This window comes from Hymenobacter nivis (assembly GCF_006439025.1).
In the GTDB taxonomy this organism is placed as follows: domain Bacteria; phylum Bacteroidota; class Bacteroidia; order Cytophagales; family Hymenobacteraceae; genus Hymenobacter; species Hymenobacter nivis_A.
Window position 1 is genome coordinate 22,868 of sequence record NZ_RCYZ01000009.1, and the last position, 24,794, is coordinate 47,661.

Annotated in this window: 20 protein-coding genes; 7 read left to right on the top strand and 13 right to left on the bottom strand. The window is 64.1% G+C overall.

All coding sequences use genetic code 11. The features are described 5' to 3' along the window. Window positions 1-57 precede the first annotated feature (57 nt). The 4 genes from EAH73_RS23325 to EAH73_RS18950 all read left to right on the top strand — a co-directional run bounded on the left by EAH73_RS23325 (window position 58) and on the right by EAH73_RS18950 (window position 3,937). Entirely contained in the window at window positions 58-558 is a 501-nt protein-coding gene (locus EAH73_RS23325) for a hypothetical protein (RefSeq protein WP_170214099.1), read from the top strand. A gap of 13 nt (window positions 559-571) precedes the next feature. Continuing rightward, entirely contained in the window at window positions 572-1,189 is a 618-nt protein-coding gene (lpcA, locus tag EAH73_RS18940) for a D-sedoheptulose 7-phosphate isomerase (RefSeq protein ID WP_410503812.1), read from the top strand. A gap of 164 nt (window positions 1,190-1,353) precedes the next feature. Then, the gene (locus EAH73_RS18945; RefSeq protein ID WP_140469003.1) at window positions 1,354-2,889 is read left to right on the top strand and encodes a YifB family Mg chelatase-like AAA ATPase; all 1,536 of its coding nucleotides are present in this window, start codon (window positions 1,354-1,356) and stop codon (window positions 2,887-2,889) included. A gap of 10 nt (window positions 2,890-2,899) precedes the next feature. Beyond that, window positions 2,900-3,937 carry a quinone-dependent dihydroorotate dehydrogenase gene (locus EAH73_RS18950; protein ID WP_140469004.1) on the top strand — a complete coding sequence of 346 codons (1,038 nt, stop codon included), beginning with the start codon at window positions 2,900-2,902 and terminating at the stop codon, window positions 3,935-3,937. On the opposite strand, the gene EAH73_RS18955 is transcribed toward EAH73_RS18950, so the two are convergent. After that, window positions 3,934-4,611 (bottom strand): hypothetical protein, encoded by a 678-nt coding sequence (locus EAH73_RS18955; RefSeq protein ID WP_140469005.1) that lies wholly within the window; start codon window positions 4,609-4,611, stop codon window positions 3,934-3,936. The two genes, EAH73_RS18950 and EAH73_RS18955, sit on opposite strands and share 4 nt — an antisense overlap. Before the next feature lie 469 nt (window positions 4,612-5,080). Here EAH73_RS18955 and EAH73_RS18960 point away from each other — a divergent pair, with 469 nt between their 5' ends. Next, on the top strand, window positions 5,081-5,749 hold the full coding sequence (locus EAH73_RS18960) for a porin family protein (RefSeq protein WP_140469006.1): 669 nt from the start codon (window positions 5,081-5,083) through the stop codon (window positions 5,747-5,749). Between the two features lie 245 nt (window positions 5,750-5,994). After that, on the top strand, window positions 5,995-6,600 hold the full coding sequence (locus EAH73_RS18965) for a porin family protein (RefSeq protein WP_140469007.1): 606 nt from the start codon (window positions 5,995-5,997) through the stop codon (window positions 6,598-6,600). Between the two features lie 78 nt (window positions 6,601-6,678). Here EAH73_RS18965 and EAH73_RS18970 read toward each other — a convergent pair whose 3' ends face one another. From EAH73_RS18970 to EAH73_RS19010, 10 genes are all read right to left on the bottom strand, one after another. Then, window positions 6,679-8,052 (bottom strand): dipeptidase, encoded by a 1,374-nt coding sequence (locus EAH73_RS18970; RefSeq protein WP_140469008.1) that lies wholly within the window; start codon window positions 8,050-8,052, stop codon window positions 6,679-6,681. A gap of 85 nt (window positions 8,053-8,137) precedes the next feature. Next, window positions 8,138-8,707 carry a GNAT family N-acetyltransferase gene (locus EAH73_RS18975; protein ID WP_140469009.1) on the bottom strand — a complete coding sequence of 190 codons (570 nt, stop codon included), beginning with the start codon at window positions 8,705-8,707 and terminating at the stop codon, window positions 8,138-8,140. Between the two features lie 96 nt (window positions 8,708-8,803). Beyond that, window positions 8,804-9,442, bottom strand: a complete 639-nt coding sequence (gene plsY / locus EAH73_RS18980; RefSeq protein WP_140469010.1) for a glycerol-3-phosphate 1-O-acyltransferase PlsY — start codon at window positions 9,440-9,442, stop codon at window positions 8,804-8,806. 90 nt (window positions 9,443-9,532) lie between these two features. Continuing rightward, window positions 9,533-15,115 (bottom strand): hypothetical protein, encoded by a 5,583-nt coding sequence (locus tag EAH73_RS23205; protein ID WP_161599608.1) that lies wholly within the window; start codon window positions 15,113-15,115, stop codon window positions 9,533-9,535. 228 nt (window positions 15,116-15,343) lie between these two features. Next, window positions 15,344-16,174 (bottom strand): 50S ribosomal protein L11 methyltransferase, encoded by an 831-nt coding sequence (prmA, locus tag EAH73_RS18985; protein ID WP_140469011.1) that lies wholly within the window; start codon window positions 16,172-16,174, stop codon window positions 15,344-15,346. 129 nt (window positions 16,175-16,303) lie between these two features. Continuing rightward, entirely contained in the window at window positions 16,304-17,707 is a 1,404-nt protein-coding gene (locus tag EAH73_RS18990; RefSeq protein WP_140469012.1) for a hypothetical protein, read from the bottom strand. Next, the gene (locus EAH73_RS18995) at window positions 17,686-18,447 is read right to left on the bottom strand and encodes an ABC transporter ATP-binding protein (protein ID WP_140469013.1); all 762 of its coding nucleotides are present in this window, start codon (window positions 18,445-18,447) and stop codon (window positions 17,686-17,688) included. The genes EAH73_RS18990 and EAH73_RS18995 overlap by 22 nt, the downstream gene beginning before the upstream one ends. A 114-nt stretch (window positions 18,448-18,561) precedes the next feature. After that, window positions 18,562-18,963: a hypothetical protein gene (locus EAH73_RS19000; RefSeq protein WP_140469014.1), complete on the bottom strand. Its 402-nt coding sequence runs from the start codon at window positions 18,961-18,963 to the stop codon at window positions 18,562-18,564. 67 nt (window positions 18,964-19,030) lie between these two features. Continuing rightward, window positions 19,031-19,792: a triose-phosphate isomerase gene (gene tpiA, locus EAH73_RS19005; RefSeq protein ID WP_140469015.1), complete on the bottom strand. Its 762-nt coding sequence runs from the start codon at window positions 19,790-19,792 to the stop codon at window positions 19,031-19,033. Window positions 19,793-19,836: 44 nt separating this feature from the next. Further along, window positions 19,837-20,742, bottom strand: coding sequence for a tryptophan-rich sensory protein (locus EAH73_RS19010; protein ID WP_140469016.1), 906 nt, complete (start codon window positions 20,740-20,742; stop codon window positions 19,837-19,839). A 239-nt stretch (window positions 20,743-20,981) separates the two neighbouring features. On the opposite strand from EAH73_RS19010, the gene EAH73_RS19015 reads away from it, so the two are divergent. Further along, the gene (locus EAH73_RS19015; RefSeq protein WP_161599609.1) at window positions 20,982-21,395 is read left to right on the top strand and encodes a DUF4174 domain-containing protein; all 414 of its coding nucleotides are present in this window, start codon (window positions 20,982-20,984) and stop codon (window positions 21,393-21,395) included. A gap of 5 nt (window positions 21,396-21,400) precedes the next feature. Here EAH73_RS19015 and EAH73_RS19020 read toward each other — a convergent pair whose 3' ends face one another. After that, window positions 21,401-21,796 carry a DUF2251 domain-containing protein gene (locus EAH73_RS19020; protein ID WP_140469018.1) on the bottom strand — a complete coding sequence of 132 codons (396 nt, stop codon included), beginning with the start codon at window positions 21,794-21,796 and terminating at the stop codon, window positions 21,401-21,403. A gap of 6 nt (window positions 21,797-21,802) precedes the next feature. Then, the gene (gene uvrA, locus EAH73_RS19025; RefSeq protein ID WP_140469019.1) at window positions 21,803-24,643 is read right to left on the bottom strand and encodes an excinuclease ABC subunit UvrA; all 2,841 of its coding nucleotides are present in this window, start codon (window positions 24,641-24,643) and stop codon (window positions 21,803-21,805) included. Between the last annotated feature and the right edge of the window lie 151 nt (window positions 24,644-24,794).

Sequence of the window (24,794 nt, forward strand, 5' to 3'; positions counted from 1 at the left end):
GTAATTTGCGGCCTCTTTCCTTCCTCAACCTTTTCTCTTTCTAAACCCCCTTTCCTCATGGTTGCGCTCAAACGTTTCGTTTCGGTCGTGGTGCTGGTGTACCTGCTGCTGGCCCTTCTTTTCCTGCTGGTGCCGGCGGTGCAGCGGTCAGTGTCGGGCTTGGGCTCGGCAGCAGACGAACTCACGCGCGACCGGAATTTCTTCCAGCTGCTGGCCACCATCGGGGCCGTGGTACTGGCCGTGCAGCTACTCGTGGAGAGCCTCGACAGCAGCCTCCTGCGCCGCACCGTGGCCAAGCAGGACGGCCGCATCAACGAGCTGAAAGCCAATCTCTACGACCAGCAGCAGGCCAACCAACAGCGGGCGAACCAGCAGCAGGCCAACCGGCCGGCTGCCTTCGGCGGGGGCCCCGGGGGCCCTATAGGCCCTGGGGCCCCGGGTGGGGGCCCCGGCCACTACGGGGGTCCTACGGCGCCACCCGCGCCGCAGCGGCCCATTTTTCCGCAGCACGACCCCAGCCTGCCCAACACGCCCTCGGCCGAGCGGCCGCCGCTGTAGCTTTCTTCAACCCGTGCCCTCCCCTTTTCGCGTGCCCCACCCCACCACCACTGCCCTTACCGCCACCATCCACGCCGAGCTAGCCGATGCCCGCGCCGTGCTCGACCGCTTCCTGGCCGACGAAACCAACCCGGCGCGCATCGCCGCCACGGCCGAGCTGATGGCGCAGAGCCTCAAGAATGGCGGCAAAATTCTTACCTGCGGCAACGGCGGCAGCCTCTGCGACGCCCAGCACTTCGCCGAAGAGCTCAGCGGCCGCTACCGCGCCGACCGCCGGGCCCTGGCCGCCATTGCCCTCACCGACGCCTCGCACATGACTTGCGTGGCCAACGACTACGGCTTCGAGTTCGTGTTCAGCCGCTTCGTGGAGGCACTGGGCCGGCCCGGCGACGTGCTCCTGGCCCTCAGCACCAGCGGCAACTCGCCCAACGTGCTGCGCGCCGCCGAGGCTGCCAAGGCCCTGGGCATGAAAGTGGTAGCCCTCACCGGCAAAGACGGCGGCGCGCTGGCCGGCATCTGCGACGTGGAAATCAGGGCCCCGCACAGCGGCTACGCCGACCGCATCCAAGAAATCCACATCAAGGTGATTCACATCCTGATCATGCTGATCGAGCAGCTGGTCATCGGTTAGTTTATTTCTATTGGAAAAAGGCGGTCATGCAGAGCGAAGCGAAGCATCTTTCCTGCGGCAGTAATCAATGGTTAGTGACGCTGGAAAGATGCTTCGCTTCGCTCTGCATGACCACCTAATTATTAATTAGCTACTTCTTCAACCTATATTATTAATTACTCATTATGCTAACCAAGACCTTCGGCTCGGCCGTGCAGGGCGTGAATGCTTATACTATTATTATGGAGGTGGTGGTGTCGGCCGGGACGGGCTTTAACGTGGTGGGGCTGCCCGACAACGCCATCAAGGAAAGCCAGCAGCGGATTGAGGCGGCCCTGAAGTTCCGCGGCTACCGCATGCCGCGCACCAAAACCGTGGTGAACATGGCCCCGGCCGACATCCGCAAGGAGGGCGCGGCCTACGACCTGCCCATTGCGCTGGGCATTTTGCACGCCTCGCAGCAGCTGAACACCGAGCGGCTGGGCGACTACGTGATTATGGGCGAAATGTCGCTCGACGGCAAACTGCGGCCCATCAAGGGCGTGCTGCCCATTGCCATTCAGGCCCGCAAGGAGGGCTTCAAGGGCATCATTTTGCCCAAGGAAAACGCCGAGGAAGCGGCCATCGTCAACCACCTCGACGTGCTGGCGGTGGGCAGCATGCAGGAGGCCATCGACTTTCTGGAGGGCCGCGCCGACGTGAAGCCCACGGTGGTGGACACGCGCGACTTGTTTCAGCACGCGGTGAACAAGTACACGGCCGATTTTGCCGACGTGCAGGGCCAAGAAAACATCAAGCGGGCCTTGGAAATTGCCGCCGCCGGGGGCCACAACGTAATTATGATAGGGCCCCCGGGCGCGGGCAAGACCATGCTGGCCAAGCGCCTGCCCAGCATTTTGCCCCCGCTGAGCATGCAGGAGGCCCTGGAAACCACCAAGATCCACTCGGTGGCTGGCAAGCTGGGGCGCGGCGGGCTCCTGAGCACGCGCCCTTTCCAATCACCGCACCACACGATTTCGGACGTGGCCCTGGTGGGCGGGGGCAGCAACCCGCAGCCGGGCGAAATCTCGCTGGCCCACAACGGCGTGCTGTTCCTCGACGAACTGCCCGAGTTCAAGCGCTCGGTGCTGGAGGTGATGCGCCAGCCGCTGGAGGAGCGCCGCGTGACCATCGCCCGGGCCAAGGTCAGCATCGAGTTTCCAGCCAACTTCATGCTCATCGCCAGCATGAACCCTTGTCCTTGTGGCTATTACAACCACCCCGAGAAGGAATGCGTGTGCGGCCCCGGCGTGGTGCAGAAGTACCTGAATAAAGTATCGGGGCCCCTGCTTGACCGCATCGACCTGCACGTGGAAGTGACGCCCGTGACCTTCGACCAGATGACGGAAACCCGCAAGGCCGAAACCAGCGCCGACATCCAGCCCCGCGTGGATGGGGCCCGGCGGGTGCAGGAGGCCCGCTTCAAAGACTTCCCCGACGTGCACTCCAACGCCATGATGCCACCCCAGATGGTGAAGGACATCTGCGAAATCAGCCCCGAAGGCCGCACGCTGCTCAAAACGGCCATGGAGCGCCTCGGCCTGAGCGCCCGCGCCTACGACCGCATCCTGAAAGTGGCCCGCACCATTGCCGACCTCGCCGGCACCGACGAAATTAAAATCCAGCACCTGGCCGAAGCCATTCAGTACCGCAGCCTCGACCGCGAAGGTTGGGCCGGGTAAAAGCCTATGTATGTATAAATCCCTCGTCAAACCCCTGCTGTTCAAGCTCGACGCCGAGCGCGCCCACCACCTCGTGTTCGACAACCTGCGCCGAGCAGCCCGCGTGCCGGGCGTGGGGCCCCTGCTGCGCGGCCTCTACGGCTACCAGCACCCAAGCCTGGAGCGCACGGTATTTGGGCTGAAATTCCCGAACCCGGTGGGCCTAGCGGCGGGCTTCGATAAGAACGCCGCCCTCACTGACGAGCTGGCCACGCTGGGCTTCGGCTTCGTGGAGATTGGGACGGTGACGCCCCGGCCGCAGCCCGGCAACCCCCAACCGCGCCTGTTCCGGCTGCCCGCCGACGGGGCCCTCATCAACCGCATGGGCTTTAACAACGACGGGGCCCCGGTGGTGGCAGCGCGACTGGCGCGGCGGCGCAACCGCCAGCTCATCATCGGCGGCAACATCGGCAAGAACAAGGACACGCCCAACGCCGAAGCAGCCGCCGACTACCTAGCCGCCTACGACGCCCTGGCCGACGTGGTGGACTATTTCGTGGTGAACGTGAGCTCGCCCAACACGCCCGGCCTGCGCGAGCTACAAGAGAAAAAGCCGCTCATTGAGCTGCTTCAGCAGGTGCAGGCCCGCAACCTGGCCCGCCCCGTGCCACGCCCCCTGCTCCTCAAAATTGCCCCCGACCTCACCGACGCGCAGCTCGACGACATCCTCGAAATTGCGCAGGAAACCCAGCTGAGCGGCCTCGTGGCCACCAACACCACCATTGGCCGCGGCGGCCTGCGTACCGAGGCCGGCCATGTGGCGGGCCTGGGCGCGGGGGGCCTCAGCGGGCGGCCGCTGCGCGCACGGGCCACGGAAGTGATCCGCTACCTGCACCAGCGTAGCGCGGGGGCCCTGCCCATCATCGGGGCGGGCGGCATCCACTCGGCAGCCGATGCGCAGGAAAAGTTAGCAGCCGGCGCGTCGCTGATACAGCTTTACACCGGCTTCATTTACGAAGGGCCAGGGCTGGTGAAAAGCATCAATAAGCAGTTAGCAGTGACCCGTTAGCAGTTTAATTGATTGTTTACAGCTAACTGCTCACTGGTCACTGCTACTTGGTTTCCCCGTACCCGGCGCTGCCACCACCAGATGACGGGTACCCCCAGCGCTGTGGGCCACAAGAAGTTGTACGGAAACGGGATAAAGCGCAGGCTGGTAACGGAGAACGCTGACACTGCCGCGATGTATGCCGCCATGAAGCCCGAAATGTGGTTCAGCAGCCACTGGTTTTTGGCCCAGCGGCCGGCCTTGGCGTAGCCCCGCAGCTGCCGTGCCGCCGTGAAGGCCCCCAGGGCCCCAAACACGCCCACGGGAACATTGCCCGCCGCGAAAGCATAGGCCACCGTGCCCGCAAATACCATCAGCCCGGTGCCCGCCACCGCCCAGTCGAAGGCCCCTACGCGGGCATCCCAGGCCAGCGGCTTCAGGAAAAGGGAGCGGTAGCCAAATCCCGCCATGTACAAGCTGAACACCGCCGTGAGCAACAAAAACAGGCTGTGGATGTGCTGGGCCCCAGCAATGGCCGTGGTGCCGGCTACTGCCATCGCCCAAAAAAACACGCGGCCCCAGAGGCGGTGGGCCGCCCCGCCCTTGCGCACCGCCAAGGCCACCGGGGCCACAAAGAACCCAACAACGCCCGCCGTGATGTGCAGGTAGCGGTTGAATTGAAAAAACGTTTCCATAAGGCAATGCCGCCACTGGTGCAGCCGCAGCCGAAAGATGGGAACGCCAGGGAACCCGCCCGGCCTTTTTTTGGCCGAACCGTGTAGAAACCAGCCCCAAGCGGCGCTTGGGGCCCCCGGCGTGCATTGCCCCACCCTACCGGGGCCCCCAGCGCCCGCCCGCGCGGCGCGCCCCCCAGCGCGGGCGGCACCCCGGCTTGGCCACCCTGGGCCGCTGAAATTGTCGGGCGGGTGGGCGGCACCATTAGCCAAGCCGTAGTGTGGGCCTAATGCTTTCAGCACCACGGCGTCAGTAAGAAAATAATTCAGAATTAATTGCGTGAATTAATTCTGAATTATTTGAAGTAGTTATTTTTTATCAAAAAATCGCAACCCTATTAATCACAGATTCGATATAAGACACGTTTTCGGTAGCAGGTTGCCACCGCGGGCAATTATTAATTATTTCTTTTTTTACATTCTTTCAATCATGAAGAAAGTAATTCTCCCCCTCGCCCTCCTTGCCGGCATCGTTGGCACCGCAAATGCCCAGACTGGTATTAAATATGGTGTGAAAGGCGGCTTCAACGGCGCCACTTTTTCGGGCACTGATTCGAAAGGTAGCGAGTACAAAGCTGGGTTTGCCGCTGGGGTATTTGCCAACTTTGGAGTGGCAGATAACTTCTCGATTCAGCCAGAAGTGCTGTACTCGCAGAAAGGCGCTTCGGTTGACAACTTCCAAGGCGTGAGCGGCACGACCTTCAAAAGCACGCTGGGCTACCTCGACGTTCCCATCATGCTCCGCGTGAATGCTGGTGACGCGGGCAAAGGCTTGTTTTTCGAACTGGGCCCCCAGGGCAGCTTTGTGCTGCATAACCGTGATTTCCTCCAAGCCAACGGCAACAAATTCACGGACGAAACCACCACGCGCGACTTGAATAAAGTGATGATTGGTTACGTTGGCGGCATTGGCTACCAGCTCACCAGCGGCTTGAGCCTCGGCTTGCGCTACACCGGCGACTTCTCAAAAGCTTACAAAGACGGCCCTTCGACCACCCTCAAGGCTTCGCCGACCAGCAACGGCTTTCTGGCCAGCAACCCCAGCGTGCACAACTCGGTATTTCAATTCCAAGTGGGCTACGCCTTCGGCGGCAAATAAGCTAACTTGCTAAAACAAAACAAAAGCCCGGCCTTTATATAAGGCCGGGCTTTTGTTTTGAGCCAATAGATTACATTATTATTTATTATTAAGCCATTATAAAAATATTTCATTAAAGCAGTAAAATATTTATCAACTTCATCCGTTACGAAACATTTATTCATTAAAATAAATAACCGTGTTAATACCTAAAAATATAGCACCGTATTTTTACGGCCTACTTATTTTGCACCGAACCAATTTTCATGAAAAAATCAATTCTTACCCTTGCGCTGCTCACCGGCCTCGCCAGCGCGGCCCAGGCCCAGTACCGGGGCCGCGGCGGCAACGTGTCGCTGGGCCTCAAGGCGGGCGCGTCGCTCACCAACTTTGTGGGAGCCGACGCGAAGAATGCTTACACCAATCGCTTTGGTTTCAATGCCGGCATCTTCGCTAACATTGGCCTGACGCGGCTAATTGCCTTTCAGCCCGAAGTGCTGTACTCGCAAAAGGGCGCCAAAACTAATGCGGTGGACAATAAGTACCGCCTGCACTACGTGGATGTGCCCCTGGCGTTCCACGTCAATACCGACGGTTTCTTCTTCGAAGCAGGGCCCCAGGTGGGTTTCCTGGTGGCCGCGAAGTACCAGGATGGCAGTACATCAACCGACATTACGCCCAGCTACAAAAGCATTGATTTTGGCTACCTGGCGGGCCTGGGCTATCAGCTCAAGCACGGCCTGGGTATCGGCCTGCGCTACAACGGGGCGTTCACCAACTTCCCCAAATCTTCGGTAAACGGCAACACGACGGTGCAGCCCCGCGACCGCAACAGCGCGTTTCAACTCTACGCCACGTACTCGTTCAACTAGAAGCCAAGCTATTTAAGGCCGAAAAAGGCCCGGCGTCCTTGCGGATGCCGGGCCTTTTTCGGCTTGTAGCTGGGGGCCCTAGCGCGTTTCCGCGGCGGCGTAGTTGCGGTAGAAGTGCGGGATGGTTTCGATGCCCTTGAGGAAGTTGAACACGCCGAAGTGCTCGTTGGGCGAGTGGATGGCGTCGGAGTCGAGGCCGAAGCCGAGCAGCACCGAATCGATGCCCAGCTCGGACTTGAACATGGCCACGATGGGGATGGAGCCGCCCCCGCGCGTGGGCACCGGGGCCTTGCCGAAGGTAGTTTCCATGGCGGCGGCGGCGGCGCGGTAAGCAGCCGAATCGGTGGGCGTGACGACGGGCTCGCCGCCGTGGTGGGGCCGCACCTGCACCGTAACGCCGGCCGGGGCAATGCGGGTAAAATGCTCCTGAAACAGGGCCGTAATCTCGTCGCTGGTTTGGTTGGGCACGAGGCGCATCGAGATTTTGGCGAAGGCCTTGGAGGCAATAACCGTTTTGGCACCCTCGCCGGTGTAGCCGCCCCAAATGCCGTTCACGTCGAGCGTGGGCCGGATGCTGGTGCGCTCGGGCGTGCTGTAGCCGGCCTCGCCGTAAGCCACGGGCAGGCCGATGCTGGCCTCAAATTCGGCCTCGTTGAAGGGGGCCTTGGCGAGCTCGGCGCGGGCCGCGGGCGTGAGCTCCTCCACGTTGGCGTAGAAAGCGGGGATGGTGATGTGCCCGTTTTCGTCGTGCAAGCTGGCAATCATGGCGCACAGGGCATTGATGGGGTTTTGCACGGCCCCGCCGTAGAGGCCCGAGTGCAGGTCGCGGTTGGGGCCCGTCACCTCTACCTCGTGGTAGCTGAGGCCCCGCAGGCCCACCTCGATGCTGGGCACGTCGTTGGCAATAATGCCGGTATCGGAGAGCAGAATGACGTCGGCTTGCAGCTTCTCTTTGTTGGCCTGCACGAAGAGGGCCAGGTTGTTGGACCCAATTTCCTCCTCGCCCTCAATCATGAATTTAATGTTGCACGGCACGCCGCCCTGGCCGTCGCGCATCATCATCTCGAAGGCCTTAACGTGCATGTAGGCCTGGCCCTTGTCGTCGCAGGCCCCGCGGGCGTAAATCTTGCCGTCCTTGATGACTGGCTCAAACGGCGGCGACTGCCACAGCTCGTAAGGGTCGGCGGGCTGCACGTCGTAGTGGCCGTACACGAGCACCGTGGGCAGGGCGGGGTCGGTGAGGTAGTCGCCGTACACGATGGGGTTGCCGGCGGTTTCGCACAGGGCCACGTTGTTTACGCCGGCTTCCTCGAGGCGGGCCTTGAGAAAATCGGCGGCCCGCCGCACGTCGCCCTGGAACTTGGGGTCGGCCGATACGCTGGGGATGCGCAGCCAGTCGAGCAGCTCATCAAGGAAGCGCTGCTGGTTATCGGCAAGGTAAGAGGCAGCCATAGGATGGGTAATAAGGGTGGGAGGAATCAGTATCAGTAAAAGCTGAATAAACAGTAGTTGCGCCGGCTGGCTTCAAACGACGGGCTTAAAGGACACCACCCAGAGCCGGGCGTTGCGCGTATTCGCGCCGGGTGAGGCGGTATTGGGCCAGGGTGTGGTACTGGCCGTCGCGCTTCACGTGCTCCACCAGCTCGCCCTCCTTCACCATGCCATTCTTCCGCATCACGGCCCCCGAGCCCGGGTTTTGGACGGTGTGGTTGGCCATTATCTTGTTGAGCAGCAGCTCATCGAAGCCGTAGCGCAGCACCGCGGCCAGGGCCTCGGTCATCAGGCCCTGGTTCCAGTAGGGCAGGCCCAGCCAGTAGCCCACCTCGGCGCGGTCGAAACGCGGCTCAATTTTGAGGCCGATGCCGCCGATGAACTCGCCGGTGGCCCGCAGCTCGAGGGCAAACGTGACGCCCGCGCCCAGCTCGTAGGCCTCCCGGGTGATTTTCAGCCAGTTCTGCGCGTAGTCGGGGCGGTACGGGTGCGGCATGTTTAGGGTGTTGCGGGCCACGGCTTCGTCGCTGGCCAACGCCACAATGCGCGGAATGTCGGCATCAGCCAGTTCGCGCAACACCAGGCGCGGGGTTTCGAGGCGGGGGAAAGGGTGCATGGGGCGCGGAAAGTAAGGAGCGGGAAGCAACGGAAGAGTATGGGGTGAAAGCCGGGTAGCGGCGCTGTTTTACTTCATTCCCACCTGCAAGAAAAGCTACCGGGCCCAGGGCATGGGCACGCGGCTCTCGGTGCCGGCGCGCAGCCGCCCGATGTTGGCGCGGTGGGTGTACACGAGCAGCACGGCAATGGCGAAGCCCACCCACAGCAGCAGCGGCTGCGCCGGCCGGAACGCGGGCAGCAGCTGGAGCAGCGCAAAGGCCAGGCCGGCCGTCATGCTGGCCAGCGACACGTAGCGAAACAGCGCCAGCATCGTTAAAAACACCAGCACGCACACGCCCACCGTGGCCGGGGCCAGCGCCAGCATCATACCCAGGATGGTGGCCACGCCCTTGCCACCCCGGAACTGGGCCCACACCGGGTAGATGTGCCCGAGCACCGCCAGGGCCCCCGCGCCCAGCTGCGCGTACAGCAGGGGCCCCGAGCCGTGGGGGGCCACCGCCAGCCACGCGGGCAGGGCCGTGGCCACGTAGCCCTTCAGCACGTCGATGGCCATCACGGCCGAGCCGGCCTTTTTGCCCAACACCCGGAAGGTGTTGGTAGCCCCGGCGTTGCCGGAACCGTGCTGGCGGATGTCGGCCAGGCCGAAAAAGCGGCGGCCCACCCACAGCGCCGTGGGAATGGAACCGAGCAGGTACGCCGCCAGCAGGGCTAGCAGCAGCAAAGGAATATTCATAGCCGGGCAAAGGTACACCGGGGCCCCGGCCGCCGCCGGGGGCCCAAAAAAAGGCCCCACTGCGGGGCAGTGGGGCCTTTTCGGCTGGCTCTATGAATCACCAAAGGGGTCTTCAGTGGCGCCTTTTTTCTTCTTCTTTTTCTTGGGTGCATCGTCCACCGGAGCGTCGGCGGGGGGGGCGTCGGCATCGGCGGCGGCGGCTTGTTCCTTGTCGCGGTCCTTCTTCTTTTTCTTGGCCTCCTTGGCGGGCTCCTCGGCGGGCGCGGCGTCGGCTTGGGCGGCCACGGCGGCATCACGCTTGGCCGGCGCGGGGGCCCCAGCGGCTGGGGCGGCCGGGGCCGGGGCCGCGGGCGTGGCGGCGGTGCCCGTGGCGTCGGCGTCGTCACCCTTAGCCTTTTTCTTCTTCTTAGCCGAGTCCTCGGCCGGCGGCGGGGTGCTGGCGTCGGTGATTTCGCCGCTGCTGAAGGGGTCGTTGTCCTTGGCCTTTTTCTTCTTCTTGCCGTTGTCTGGGGCGGGGGCCGCATCGGCCGCCACGGGTGCCTCGTCGGCCCCGAAGGCATCGTCGCCCTTCTTCTTTTTCTTCTTCTTACCGGTGTCCACTGTGGGCTCCTCGGCCTTGGGCGGGGCGGCGGCGCGGGCAGCCAGCTTGCCGCTCTGGCCCAAGTAGTCCTTCTGGAAGCGGCTGCGGAAGCCGTCCACGTCGCCAAAGTCGCCCAGGAACACGCCGTAGTTCAGGGCCGTGTTGTAGTCGCCTTTTTGGGCCTTGGTGATTTCGCCATCGTAGTTGTCGCTCTGGCTCTTGGTGAGCAGCAGGTTGTTGGCGTACTTGAAGTAGTACCAATCCTGGGGCCCTGCTTCGAGGTAAATCTCCACCTCATCCGTCGAGTTGCTGCGCTTGATTTCGACGTAGCCGTCCACCAGCGCATTCAGGCTCTGCTTGCCCACGCCAGCCACCCCGATTTTGCCCACCGAGTACCAGGCTTTTTTCTTGTCGTTCCAGCGCAGGTTCACGCGGCTCAGCAGCAGGGTGTGGGCCAGCTTGGGGCTGAGCTTGGCCAGCGCCACGGCCTGGCCCTTGTTGCTCAGGTAGCTCTCCACGCCCTTGCTGCCCACAAACTCGCCCAACTTATACAGTTCATTGGGCGAGCCGTCCAGGGCCTCGGGCAAGCCCTTGGTCACGGTCGCCATCTCGGCGCCGAGCACGTCGAGGGCCTTGGCGGGCATCACAATGTCAAGGCCCAGCAAGGCGTCCACCTGGTAGGTGGCGCTGTCGGGGTTGGCCACGCCCACGCCGCTGCCCACCATGCGGTACTCTTTGGTGGACTTAATAAACGTAAGGGGCCCCCGGAAGCCCATCTGGCCCGTCGAGTCCTTGTAGGTCATCACGGCGCCATCGTAGCGGTTGGCGTCGGTCAGGTCGTTGCGCGAGATGGTGAACAGGCCCTGCTTGGCGTCGTAGTGCAGCTTGCCGTCCACGGTAAAGAGCGGCACGTCCGTCTCGTTGGTCTGCGCCGAAGCGTAGAGCGGGTACACGCTGTTCGACTGGTCGGACAGGAATAGGCCGGTTACGAGCGGGGCCCCGTCCTCAGTTTTGGCGTCGCGCAGCGTCAGGGTAATGTTCTTGGGGTCAATGCTATCCTTCACCGGGAACCACTGGGCCCGGGCCAGGTCTTTGCCGAATTGCAGCTGCACTTGGCCGTCGAAAATCAGGCCCCGCTTCTGCGAGTTCAGCTTCACGTCGCCGCGGTAGCCAATGCGCGGCGCCAGCAGAAACTTGGTATTCGTCTGCACCGTGGCCACGGCCACCGTGGGCAGGCCCTGGGCGGGGCCCCCAGCATCGGCCACCGCCTTCTTCTTAAACAGGCCACCGCCCTTGCGCGCCGTGGCCACCGTGGCCGAGTCGCTGGCGAAGTTGGTGAACTTGAGGGCGAACGAGTCGCGCACCGTTTTAAAGCTATACAAGGCATCGCCGGTAAAGGCCTCGCGCGATACCACCTTGATGTTGCCCTTGTAGAGGCGGTGGAACTTGGCCAGCGAGTCGAGCACCACACCCGCGTTGTGCAGGGTCGTGATCTGGGCGTTGGCCAGGATGCTCACCCGGCCCGAATCGGGTACAATCCAGGCGTCGGCGGCGGCAATGTAGGGCACGCCGCCGGCCTGCAGGCGGTAGCGGGCCAGGTCGTACACGCCGGTGGCGGCCCGGAACTTCAGCCCGCGCTGGGCCTCGCCGGTGGCGTAGAAGTACGACTTGGTAGAGTCAGCCCCCGGGGCCACCCGCAGCTGCACTTGCTTCTTCTTAAAGTCCCAGCGCCCACCGCTGAGGGTGGTGCGGAACTGCGAGTACGGCAAATCGATGCTGGCCTTGCTGTCGGGCTCGCGCGCAAAATCGGCGTAGCCCTTCTTCAAATCGTACTGAAACGCCACCTCGTTGGCGGTAAGGGCGGGCTTGTTGGCCTCAGCCGATTTCACGCTCAACGTGGCCTTGCGGCCGCTGTAGCCATCGGTTTTGAAGGTAAAATCGGGCGACTTGATGAACGACTGGGGCCCGTCGAGGCGGCCGTTGCCGCCGGTGCCCTTGGGCGTGAGCAGCGCCTTGCCCCGGAAGCTGTAGGCGTCGTTGGCGTAGAGCTTGATGGGGGCCCCAGTGCCGCGGGGCGTGGTGAGGTACATGGAGTCCGACTTCACCACCCAGTTCATGAGGTAGCCGGGGGGCAGGGCCATGCGCGGCGAGTTGACGCCGGCCGAATTGCGGGCCGCGATTTCGCCGGTCTTGCCCTCCGTCACCACCGAGTCGCGGTAAAACGTGAACCGGTCCGAGGTGAACGTGCCGCTCTGGTACTTCACCGTGCCGTCGGCTTGCAGGCCGCGGCTGTCGAGCTTCACTTTATTGAACACGCGGCCCTTGCCCTTGTAGAGCGGGAAGCCTTCCTTGGGCACGTCGTACACGAAGCCGAGCGAGCCGTCGGGCTGGGGCGTGAGCTTGGTTTTGATGTCGGGGATGACGCCGCCGCTGCGGAACGTGCCGTCGAAGCCAGTGGCCGTCTGGCCCAGGTTGTTAAGCGAGTCGAGGCGGAAGGGCGGGATGTCGAACACCATCGTCGAGTCGTAGGCCCCGCCCAGCACGTCCTGCTTGCCGAAGAATACGCTGGAACCGGTTTTGGAATCGAAGGCCGGGAAGTTAGGCTTTTTCTTGCGGCCCGACTTGTTGCGCGGGTCGTTCAGGAACAGCCGGCCGCTCGATACTTTGCCCCGGTTGGTGAGGGCGAAGTCAAAGTGCTTGCCGTTGTTGCTCTTGCCGGCCACCTTCTTGGGCTGGCTGCGAATCACCATCGAGTCAATCTTGGCCATGTCGACGTAAAATCCGTCGTAATCGAAGGCGAACTCCTTGCCCTTGAAGCGCATGGCCGCCGCCACCACCGTGCCGCTGAACTTGATGTTGCGGTTTTTCTGCACCCGTACCAGGCTGCTATCGGGCCGCACGTACACGGCCAGCGAGTCGTCGGTGAAGTTGAAGCGGTCCACCCCGCGGATGAGCAGCTCGTTATTGGCCAGGTTGAGCGTGGCGTTACGCCCGGCCCCCGACAACGACTTGATGGCCAGGTGGTCGTAGTCTTTGCGGTTGCGGGCCGAGCCCACGTAGTGCAGGCCTTTGGGCAGGATGGTGACGCTGCCGGTGGCCCCGTTCCACTGCACGTAGCCCTCGCGGGCCAGGCCGGCCATTGCGCTGCGCAGGTTGCCCTCGGCCGTGTTCAGGTCGGTGGCCATGTCGGTCACGTTCAGGGTGCGGGCGTTGCCGTGGTCCTGGCTGTAGCCCACCAGCATTTGCAGCGGGTGCAGCCGGTTGATGCTCTTAATCTGCTGGTAGCGCGAGTCGGTATAGAACTCCTGGCTCTCAAAATCAGCCGTTTGCTGGTTCTTAGCCGTCAGCACCGCAAAGTCGATGGTGGGCTGGTGCAGGTCCCAGGTAAGCTGCTCGGAGCGGATTTCGAGCTTGTGGTACGAGTCGTTAAAGGGCGTATTCTTGTAGAGGCCGTCCTCGCGCGAGAGGCGCAGCAGCTGCTTGTCGCGCAGGTAGCGCACCGCCACGCCGGGGTGCGTCAGCGAGTCCTGGCCCTGGTAGATGGTGACGGCGGCGCGGCCGGCGGTAATCACCGAATCGCTGAGAATGTAGGCCCGCGAGGCAGCCCGGAACTTGCGCTGGCCGCCCTCGCTCACCACCAGCGTAGCCAGCGAACCATCGAGGGCGGCGCTCAGCAAGCGGCTGCCGGCCAGCGAGATACCGCCGCGGTAGGCAATGTTGCTGCCCAGGTTTTTCAGGCGGGCATCGTTGGTGAGGGAGATGAAGCGCGGGTAGCCGTTGTCGGCGGCCCCGGCTTTGCGGCGCACGCTGTGGTAGCTCAGGGCCCCCTTCACGGGCGCTTCGAGCAGGGCCTCATAGGTAAGCGTCACGGGCTGGGCCGTGAACTCGGGCTTGCTCAGGTCGAAGTCGAAGCCGCCGAGCACGGCCGTCACGGGGTTGTTCTTAATCGTCCAGTCAAACCGACCGCCGGTGCCCACGAAGCGGCTGGTACCGGGCACCACCGTGCCGCTCACCTGGTGCAGGGCCACCGAGTCGCCGGCCGTGCCCATCACCAGCTCAGCGTCTTTCACCACCAGCACGGCGCCCCGGGTGGGCGGTGGGTAGTAGGCATCGTAGCTGGCGCTGGGCTCGAAGCCGGCGGTACTGGGCGCAAAGTCGGCGGCGTTGGCGGCCGGGGTAGCGGCGGTTTCTGTAGCCGGGGCGGGTGCGGCCTTGGCGGGGGCCCCAGCTTTGGGGGCCGCCTTGGCTACGGCTTTTTTGGCCGGGGCCTTTTTCTTGGCGGGGGCCCCCCAGCCGTCGTCGGCCTTGCCCCAGCCGTCGTCCTTGTCGCCCCAGCCGCTGCTGGCCGCCGGCGACGACCACAGGTCGGACGTATCCCAGCCGCTGCTGGCTTTTTTCTTTTTGGCCACGGGCTTGGCGGCAGCCTTGGGAGCGGCCTTAGCAGCCGGTTTGGCGGCGGGCTTGGCGGCCGGTAGCGGCTCGTCCTTCACCGGCGTGGGGGCCCCAAACTCCAGGTTGGAAACCGGGGCCGCAATGGGCGAATAGGCAAACGAAACGGTGCCACCCGACGCCCGCAGCGAGTTGAAGCCCGAGCGGTACAGGTACCCGCCGTTCAGGAACCGGCTGCTGGAAGTGAGAAACTTATCAGTTTCCGTGGCGGGTTCTTTGTCCAGCGTCTGGGCCAGCACATCGAGGTATTGGTCGAGCTGCGCGGGGCTGAGCTTGGCCGTAGTGGCCGCGCCAATCAGGGCCTTGAAAAACGTTTCAAACTGCGGCCGGGGCCGGAATTTCTTGACCAGCATGGCCTGCGATACCTCCACGATGCGCGCCTGCTGGGGCCCCGTGAAGCTGCCGCCGCCCCACAGCTGCTGGAGTTGGGCCCCCACGGCCTTGGCCGGGGCGTTGTTGGTGCTGGCCAGCATGGCCTGCACGTCCACAATGAATTGGGCAGGCTCGGACGAAAGTTTGCCGCGGGTGGGGCCCGCGGGCGGCGTGGCCGCAGCCTTGGCGGCCGGCACGGCCTGGGCCGCCGCCGGCCGGGTCGCACCCAATACACCGGCCGCCAAGGCGGCCGCAACGAGGAGATATCTCATAGCAATAGCAATCTAAAACCCGCCGCGCCCCAAGGATTGATAGCGCAGGTGCAGCGTCGGGGCTACAATTTCGGAAATTGCCGGGACATCTGCCCCCTGCCCCGGCCCGCCTGCCCGGTACGGCAACGCGCCGCACCGGGAAAAACGTGCCCAGGGCCCTAATTATTATATTTCAATCTCCTTTCTATCAAATATTTAAGTGAATTATCTTGATATGTTATAATTTTCTCACGCTTTTACGAAAAGTGCCGATACCCAGCTCCGCAGCGTGCGGTGGCGCTCGTAAACCAGGCCGTGACGCGTCGCTTCATTCTTTATTTTATCCAAGTCTTCCTCGTAGAAGCCGCTGAACAGGATGGGCTTGCCCACCGGCAGCAGGGCGGCGTAGGCGTGCATGTCTTCGAGCAGCACGTTGCGGTTGATGTTGGCCAAGATGAGGTCGAAGGGCGCTTCGCCGGCCAGCACCTCTACCCCGCCCAGGCGGCACTCGATGGTGCGGCACTGGTTTTCGGCGGCGTTGTCGGCGGCGTTTTCCACGGTCCAGGGCTCCACGTCGACGGCCAGCACCTGGCGGGCCCCCAGCATTTCGGCCATGATGGCCAGGATGCCCGTGCCGCAGCCCATGTCGAGCACGCGCAGCCCGCGGTGGTCGATATAGAGCTGGTTTTCAATCATCAGGGCCGTGGTTTCGTGGTGGCCCGTGCCGAACGACATGCGCGGCATAATCACGATGTCGTAGTCGACGCCCGCGGGCTCGGGGTGGAACGGGGCCCGCACCGACACGCGCTCGGCGATGATGAGCGGCTGGAAGTTTTTCTCCCACTCGGCGTTCCAGTTTTGGCGGGTAATGACGCGGTGCGAGTGGCTCAGCTCGCCCAGGGCCTCGTAGCGGGCCATGATTTCGGCCACGCCGTCGGGGTCGAACGCGGCCTCGGTGGTGTAGGCGCAAAAGCCGGCGTCGTTGTCTTCGAAAGTGTCAAAGCCTACTTCGCCCAGCTCGGCCACCAGGATGTCGGCCAGCTCGCGGGGGGCCTCAACGGTCAGTTCAATAAAATCCATGCGGTAAGAGAAATTAAGAATGAAGAATTAAAAACTAAAAATGAGGGGATTCAAGGCCCGATTTGGCCATTTTTAATTCCTCATCTTTAATTTTCAATTCCTGTTACGGCCGCAAAGGTCGCCGAAAAATCAGGCCCCGATGCCGCGCCACAGCCGGCGGCGCAGGGGCCCGTCGTTGCGCAGCACCGCCCGCACGGGCCACCACGCCGAGGCGGCCAGGGCCAGGGCCAGCGCCACCCGTGCCCACCACCCGGGCAGGAAGTACAGCGCGGCCGCCACCGCCACCGTGGCCAGGCCCATCAGGAAGCTGTTGTTTTTGTTGACGTTGGAAAAATTGATGGCCTTGCTCACCGTTTTGGCCTGGTAGAGGCTGCCCCACAGCCCCAGGCTGCTGAGCGCCAGGCCGTAGAGCGGCACTAGGCCCAGGTAGGGCCACACCGCGCGGGGAAACAGGGCCAGCACCAGCAGCACGCTCAGCAGGCCATCGAGCACCACCACGGGCCCCACCAGCCGCAGGTACAGCCCCAGCACGCGCCGCGTGAGGCCCAGGCGTAGCAACTCGTTGGCTGCCAGCGCCTGCACGAAGCCAAACAGGTTGTTGTTGATGTAGGTGAAGCCGCTGATGCCCGCCAGGCCCAGGTAGAACGTGTACTGCTTGCCGATGCCCAGCCCGTTGGCCAGCTGCCACCGAGCCAGGCCCAGCAGCAGCACCTTCAGGGCCAAGCCCAGCGCCAGCATGGCCCACGTGCGGCGCAGGTAGGCGCGGTGCTCGGGCGGCAGGCGGCGCAGCAGGGCCCCGGCAGGGGCGGTGGCGGCAGCCGGAGCTGCAGGTAGGAAGCGGGCGCTGAAATAGGGCCCCAGCCAGGCCAGCTGCGCCGCCCCCAATGCCCACGGCAGCAGGGCCATGCCCAGGCCCAGCGCCGCCGCGTAGGGCGCGCCCGGATGGGCCAGCCACCACAGCATCAGGCCCAGGCTGGCCAGGTGGGCCAGCAGCAGCGGGTGCCGCCAGCGCCCCAGCGCCAGCAGCAGCCGCAGGTTGAAGCTGAACACCGTGGCCCCCAGCACCAGCAGCAGGCTGAAGCCGGTGCTGCCCGCGTGCCGGGGCGCCACGGCCAGCGCCGCCAGCAGCAGCACGAGCAGCATGAGCCGGCGCAGGGTAATGAAATCGAGCAGGAAGGCCGCTACTACGTTCCAGCGGGCCGAAACCGGGAAATGTTCGGGCACCACGCGGGCAACGCGCCGCAGGCCGGGCAAGAAATCGACGAGCAGCGCCGAGGCCAGCAGGGTGGCGTTTAGGGCCAGGAGCAGCTCGTCGATTCGCAGGGCCGCGTCCAGGGCGTGGGCGTGGCCCAGCAGGTAGCCCAGGCCCGCGCCGTAGCCAGCCGTGAGGACCAGCAGCAACAAGATGCCGGCGCGCGAGGCCCCATCGGCGGGCCAAAACAGGGCCCCCAGGCGGTGGCCCAGCAGGTAGGGCAGGAAGTGGCCGAGCCGGCCCGCGGCGGCCGGGGGCCCTAGCGTTGCGCGGTCAGCCATGTCAGGTCCTGGGTGTGGCTGGTGGCGGGGTGCAGCAGCTGGAGCAGGGCATCGCTGAGGGCGGCGCGGTTGCCGTGGGCAAACTCATCCATCGTGCCCCAGAATTTCACTTCGTTCTCGTCAATTACCAGCAAGTGGGTGGCCAGCTGCTCGATGTGGGCCAGGTTGTGCGACGAGATGAAGGCGAGGGCCTGGGGCTGGTAGCTGCGCAGCAGGCCCAGCACGCGGTCGGCGGCAAACACGTCGAGGCCGTTGAAGGGCTCGTCGAGAATCAGCAGCTCGGGGCGGTGCAGCAGGCACGAGGCGATGGCCACGCGCTGCTTCATGCCGGTCGAGAACGTGGCCAGGCGCTTGCGGCGCACGGCCTCGTAGTCTTCCAGCAGGTGGCCCAGCAGGCTGGCAATGCGCGCCTGGGCATCGGGCAGCGCGTAGATGCGGGCCACGAATTGCAGGTACTCCTCGGCCGTGAGTTCCTCCACCAAGTACGCCTGGTTCACCAGCGCCCCCAGGCGGCGCTTCACGGCCACGGGGAAGGTCTCGCCCAGCGCCACGCCGTCGATGAGGAGCTGGCCCTGGCTGGGCAGCAGCACGTTGGTGAGCAGGTTGAAGAGCGTGCTTTTGCCCGCGCCATTGCGCCCCAGCACGCCCACGCACATGCCGGTGCGGGCCGTTAGGCTGACGCCGCGCAGCACGATTTTGGGCCCGAAGGCTTTGGAGACATTACGTAGTTCTAATTCCATCGGCGGCAAAATACGCCCGCCCTGGCGGCCCGGGGCCCCACTTGGGGCCCCACAAAAAAAGCCGCTTCCTGGGGGAAGCGGCTTTTGGCAGGGCGGCGCGGCCAGCGGGCGGCGCTACTGCGTTTTGCAGCCCGCGAAGGAGCGCGCCGGCGTGTAGTGAATCGTGAAATCGGCCAAGCCGCGGGTGGGCGTCACAAACAGCACGTAGTCAGCAAACTCGCGGTTGGGGGCCTCGGCCCACAGCCCGGCCTTGTCGGCAAAGAGCTTGTTGTCTTCTTTGAATACCAGCAAATCGGCGAAGGCTTGGTCGGGCTCCACGTACACGATGCCGAAGCAGCCGGCGCGGCGGCGCGGATCGGTTTCGAGGTAGATGGAACCGAACACCTTGCACGGGTCGATGGAGCCGCTACGGGCCACAAGCACCGGCCGGCTGGCGGCCGGCTTGGGGGCCCCAACGCCTGGCGTGGGCGGGGGCCCCAGCACCAGCAGCGCCGCGCAGAGAAAAGAGAAAAACACGGGCGGGCGGTGGGTTAAAGGACGAAAAAGCTACGGGGCCCTAAAGGCAAAAAGCGGGCCCCGGCACTTAAAACGACCGAACAATAGCCACAAAATCAGCTGCTTTCAGCGAAGCGCCGCCGATGAGGCCGCCGTCCACGTCGGGCTGGCTAAACAGCTCACGGGCGTTCTGGGCATTGGCCGAGCCACCGTAGAGGATGGACACGTCGGTGGCCGCAGCGGCGGTGTAGGCGCGGGCCACCTGCTCGCGGATGAAGGCGTGCACCTCCTGCGCCTGGGCGCTGGTGGCAGTTTTGCCGGTGCCGATGGCCCACACGGGCTCGTAGGCGATGACCACCTGGGCAAACTCCTCGTTGCTGAGGTGGAACAGGCCGTCCTTGAGCTGCTTGGCAATGAAATCGAAGGTTTCGTCGGCCTCACGGGTTTCGAGCGACTCGCCCACGCAGAAGATGGGCTTGAGGCCAGCGGCCAGGGCCGTTTTCAGCTTCTGGCCCAGCAGCGCATCGTCTTCGCGGAAGTGTTGGCGGCGCTCCGAGTGGCCCAGGATCACGTATTCGCAGCCCACCGAAACCAGCATCTTGGCCTCTACTTCGCCGGTGTAGGCGCCGCCCTCCTTATGGTGGGCATTTTGGGCCCCCAGGTGCACAGATCCGCCCTTGGGCAGGTGCTCGCCCACCCCCGACAGGAAGGGGAACGGGGGGCAGACCACCACCACCGGGTCGGTAGGCTTGGCAGCACCCAGCTGGTCCGCGATTTCAGAAATCAACGCGAGGGCCCCGGGGTAGGTGAGGTTCATTTTCCAGTTGCCGGCAACGAATTTTTGACGCATAGCACAAAGTGAAGGTGAGACCCCGCAAAGCTACGCGGCGCGCGCTACGCCGGCTTTTGGCTAGCCGCGGCAGCTTCGGCGGCGGTGCGGCTACGGGCCAGGGCAGCGTTTTGGGCTTCGGCGGCGGCCGTGGCAATCTCCCAGGGCTGCCGGCGGCCACCCACCCGCGACAGCGCAACGCCCCCAATGGCCACTACGGCCGCGCCGGCTAGGGCGGCCCAGCCCAGCTCGGGCACTTCGCGCAGCCGCACCACCCAAATAGCTACCAGGGCCCAGGCCATCACCAGCGGAAAGGCCATTTCCTGAAACACCCGCGCCACAAGCAGCCCCAGGGCCACTACCACCACCAGCAGAACCAGGGCCAGCACGATGGCCCCGCCCTGCACTGGCTGCCACCCCAGTTGCTGCAGCCCAATGGTGACGTTGATGACCGAGGCCACTGAAATCCAGCCCAGGTACAGGGCCACCGGCAGGCTGGCCCAGGCCGGGGCCGCCCCAGCCAGCACCCGCCGCCGGGCCCGTCCGTAGGCGGCAATGAGCGTGCCTAGAATGACCAGCATCACGCCCACGCTGGGCTGAATCAGCTCGTAGGCAAACAGCACCACCCACGCGCCGGTGGCCACGTTGGCCAGGGCCAGGGGCTTGGCAAGCGCGTCGGGCAGCGAGAGCAGGCGCTGAGCCGGCAGTAGCTGCCACACTGCATATACAACTAGGCCTAGAAAAATCAGGCCCCAGATGCTGAATGCGTAGCCCGCCGGCGTCAGCAGCGTCGGGTATTTAGCCGACACGGTGCCCATTGTCTGCCCGTTCAGCGGGTGCGTGTTGGAGTAGTAGTTGAGGAAAATATTGCCAAAAATGGCTGCCGCCGCCAGCCAGCGCCACCCGCGGCCGGTGGCCGAGAGGTTGGGGGCTGCGTAGTGGTCGGGTGGGTGGGAATGGGCGGAGGACATGGCTACAGAGGCAGGGGAAAGGTAATTACGAGCAAAGCAGCACCCCTGGTTTGGTTGGTAACCTAGCCAGCCGGCCAATTCCGCGCCCCACTCTCCGAGTTGCCACTTTTCATCTGCAAGCCTGGCTGCCAAACGAAAAAGCCAGCGGTTTTTGTTAGCGTTGCGTTGCCCGAAGGGGGCCGCAAGGTTAACGGCTCTTCGTTGAAAAACAATTCATCATGAAATATTTCTGTTTCCTCATGGCCGCGCTTCTGGGGCCCCTGCCCTGGGCGGCGGCCCAAACGCCCACCGCGGCACCCTTGCAGCAAACCCTGCGCGCTGGCCGCGACCGGCACCGCTTCCTGCTAATTGGGGCCCCCAGCGCCGATAACCCCGATTTTAAGCGCCAACAGGCCCTGCTCGCCCCCGCCGCCGCCGAGCTGCAAGCGCGCGACATGCAAGCCGTCAGCGTGCTCTATGACCAGCTAAGCCCCGCCGACCGCCAGCTGGCGCAGCGCCTGGGCCTGCGGCCGCCGGCGTTCGGCGTGGTGCTGGTGGGCAAAGACGGCGGGGCTAAGCGCAGTAGCGCCACGCCCCTGACGCCCGACGACCTGTTCGGCACGGTGGACAAAATGCCCATGCGGCGCCAGGAAATGCGCCAGCGCGGCCAGTAGCCAGCTCAGGCCCCGAAATACTGCTCCACCAGTTCGTCGGTCAGTTCGCGCTTGGGAACTTGGCCGTGGGGCGCGGGCGGGAAGGCGCTGCGGCAAAACCCGGCCCGGCGCTGGAAATCGTATAGCGCGTGGCAGTGGCCGTTGATGACGAGCGCGGCCGCCGTTTCCTCTACTGTCCAAAATAACTGAGCCTTCACAGGAATATGTCGGTCGGTTACACTGGCGACATCGTACACATGAAGCGCGTCAAGGATGGTTATTTCGGCTCCCGGCGCCACAGCGTAGAGGTAGCCGGTATCACCGTCATCCTCAAAGACGACGCCTACGCTGCCCTTCGATACGGTGCTATCAAGGAACGTTTCCGTGCCTACCGTGAATTTTATTTCCGCTCCGAGCTGCATAGGGCCCTATACTTTGTCGGCCAGGAAGCGGGCCGTGTGGTTGGTGTCTTTCAGCTTCACCAGGTCCTCGGGCGTGCCCTCGAACAGCAGGTGGCCGCCGTTGAGGCCGCCCTCGGGGCCTAGGTCAATCAGCCAGTCGGCGCACTTGATGATGTCCACGTTGTGCTCGATGATGAGCACCGAGTTGCCCTGCTCAATCAGCGCATTTAGGGCCCCCAGCAGCTTGGCAATGTCGTGGAAGTGCAGGCCGGTGCTGGGCTCGTCGAAGATGAACAAGATCTTATCTTGCTGCAGCGTAGCGCCTTTGGTGAGGAACGAGGCCAGCTTCACGCGCTGGGCCTCGCCGCCGCTCAGCGTGTTGGCCGACTGCCCAAGGCGGATGTAGCCCAGGCCCACGTCTTCCAGCGGCTGGAGGCGCTCGGCCACCTTGGGCTGGCCTTTGAAGAACTGCACGGCGTCGGCCACGGTCAGTTCCAGCACCTCGTCGATGCCCTTGTCCTGGAACTTGATGTCCAGCACGTCCTGCTTGAACTTGCGGCCGCCGCAGCTTTCGCACGTCAGGTAGATGTCGGCCATGAACTGCATCTCAATCTTCACCTGGCCCTCGCCCTGGCACACCTCGCAGCGGCCGCCGTCCACGTTGAACGAGAAGTGCGAGGGCTTGAAGCCCCGCGCCTTGGCCAGCGGCTGGTCCGAAAACAGCGTGCGGATGGCGTCGTAGGCCTTCACGTACGTCACCGGGTTCGAGCGCGACGACTTGCCAATGGGGTTTTGGTCCACGAACTCGACGTGCGACACCTGGCCCTGCACGCCGGTCAGCTTGTCGAACTTGCCGGTGCTTTCGCCCGCGCCGCCGCCCAGCTGCTTCATCAGGGCCGGGGCCAGGATGCGCTTGATGAGCGTGGACTTGCCCGAGCCCGATACGCCCGTCACCACCGTCATCACGCCCAGCGGCACCTTCACGCTCACGTTCTTGAGGTTGTTCTCGCGGGCCCCGGTCAGCTCCAGCGCGTTGCGCCAGGGGCGGCGCACGGCGGGCACGTTCACCGCCAGGGCCCCGCTGAGGTACTTGCCAGTGTAGGTGGCGGTGTCGCGCAGCAGCTCGGGGTACGTGCCCTGGAACATGAGGTGGCCACCGCCGCTGCCCGCCTCGGGGCCGATGTCGATGATTTGGTCGGCGGCCTCCATCATCTTCTCCTCGTGCTCCACCACCACCACCGTGTTGCCCAGCTCCTGCAACGAGCGCAGCACGCCAATCAGCTGCTCAGCGTCTTTGGGGTGCAGGCCGATGCTGGGCTCATCCAGCACGTACATCGAGCCCACCAGCGCCGAGCCCAGCGATGTGGCCAGCGAAATGCGCTGGCTCTCGCCGCCGCTCAGCGTGTTGCTCAAGCGGTTGAGGGTGAGGTAGCCCAGGCCTACGCGGTTGAGATAACCTAAGCGGTTGGTGATTTCCGTGACGAGGCGCTCGGCCACCTTGGCTTCGTGTTCGCTCAGGGCCATGCCGGCGAAGAACTCCAGGGCCCCCGAGATGGGCAGCAGCACCACGTCGGCAATGCTGCGGCCGTCAATTTTCACGTACTGCGCGTCTTTGCGCAGGCGGGTGCCGCGGCAGTCGGGGCACACGGTGCGGCCCCGGTAGCGGCTTTGCAGCACCCGATACTGGATTTTGTGGCTCTGCTCGCTCACCCACTTAAAGTAGGCGTCGAGGCCTTGGAAGTGCTTGTTGCCGGTCCACAGCAGGCGCTGCTCGGCCTCGCTTAGGTCGCTGTAGGGGCGGTGGATGGGGAAGTCGAACCGGATGCCGTTCTTCAGCAGCGGCTTCAGCCACTCGCCCTGCTTTTCGGTGCGCCAGGGCGCAATGGCGCCCTCGTACACGGTCATGCTCTTGTCCGGAATCACCAGGTCCTCGTCGATGCCCAGCACCGAGCCGAAGCCCTCGCAGGTGTGGCACGCCCCGTACGGGTTGTTGAAGGAGAAAAAGTTGACGCTCGGCTCCTCAAACGTCATCCCGTCCAGCTCAAACTTATCGGAAAAGGTGCGCGTCTCGTCGTCGTTCAGGCGCAGGATGCAGGTGCCGTGGCCTTCAAAAAACGCGGTTTGCACCGAGTCTGAGAGGCGAAACAGCAGGTCTTCGTCGCCGGGGTGCAGCACGGCGCGGTCAATCATGATGAACACCTCCCCTTTCGGCTCCGGGGCCCCCACGCTCAGCAGGTCTTCGATGAACGCGGTTTCGCCGCCCACCACCACGCGGCTGTAACCTTTTTGCAGCAGCAAGTCCAGCTCCTTAGTAAGGGTGCGACCGGGGGCCAGCGGCGGCAGCGGGGCCAGCACCGTGGCGCGGGTGCCGTCGGGCAGGGCCCCCAAAAAATCGACCACGTCGGCCACGTTATCCTTTTGCACCTGCGCGCCGCTCACGGGCGAAAACGTGCGCCCCACCCGCGCAAACAGCAGCTTGAGGTAGTCGTAAATCTCGGTGCTGGTGCCCACCGTCGAGCGGTTGTTCTTGATGCTGACCTTCTGCTCGATGGCGATGGCCGGCGAAATGCCGCGGATGTAGTCCACATCGGGCTTGTCCATGCGGCCCAAAAACTGCCGGGCGTAGCTGCTCAGGCTTTCCACGTACATGCGCTGGCCCTCAGCGTACAAGGTATCGAAGGCAAGGCTGGACTTGCCCGAGCCCGAGAGGCCCGTGACGACGATGAACTGGTTGCGGGGCAAGGCCACGCTCAGGTTTTTCAGGTTGTGAACCCGGGCGTTTTTGATGAGGATGAACTCGCGGGGGTCGAGTTGGTCAATCGGGTCGGCCGCGGGGGCGGCCACTTGCAGAGCGTCATTTTTGGGCATAGACAGGCTAACAGCGGGCAGGGGGCAAAAGGTTGCGGGCGCAGGCTGCATTTGGCCCGCCCCGCAAAGGAAGCCCACCGCCGCTGGGCCGCCGCCCAGCGGCCAAATACAGGGCCCCAGCCACCATTCGCCGAGAAATTTCTTAACATTG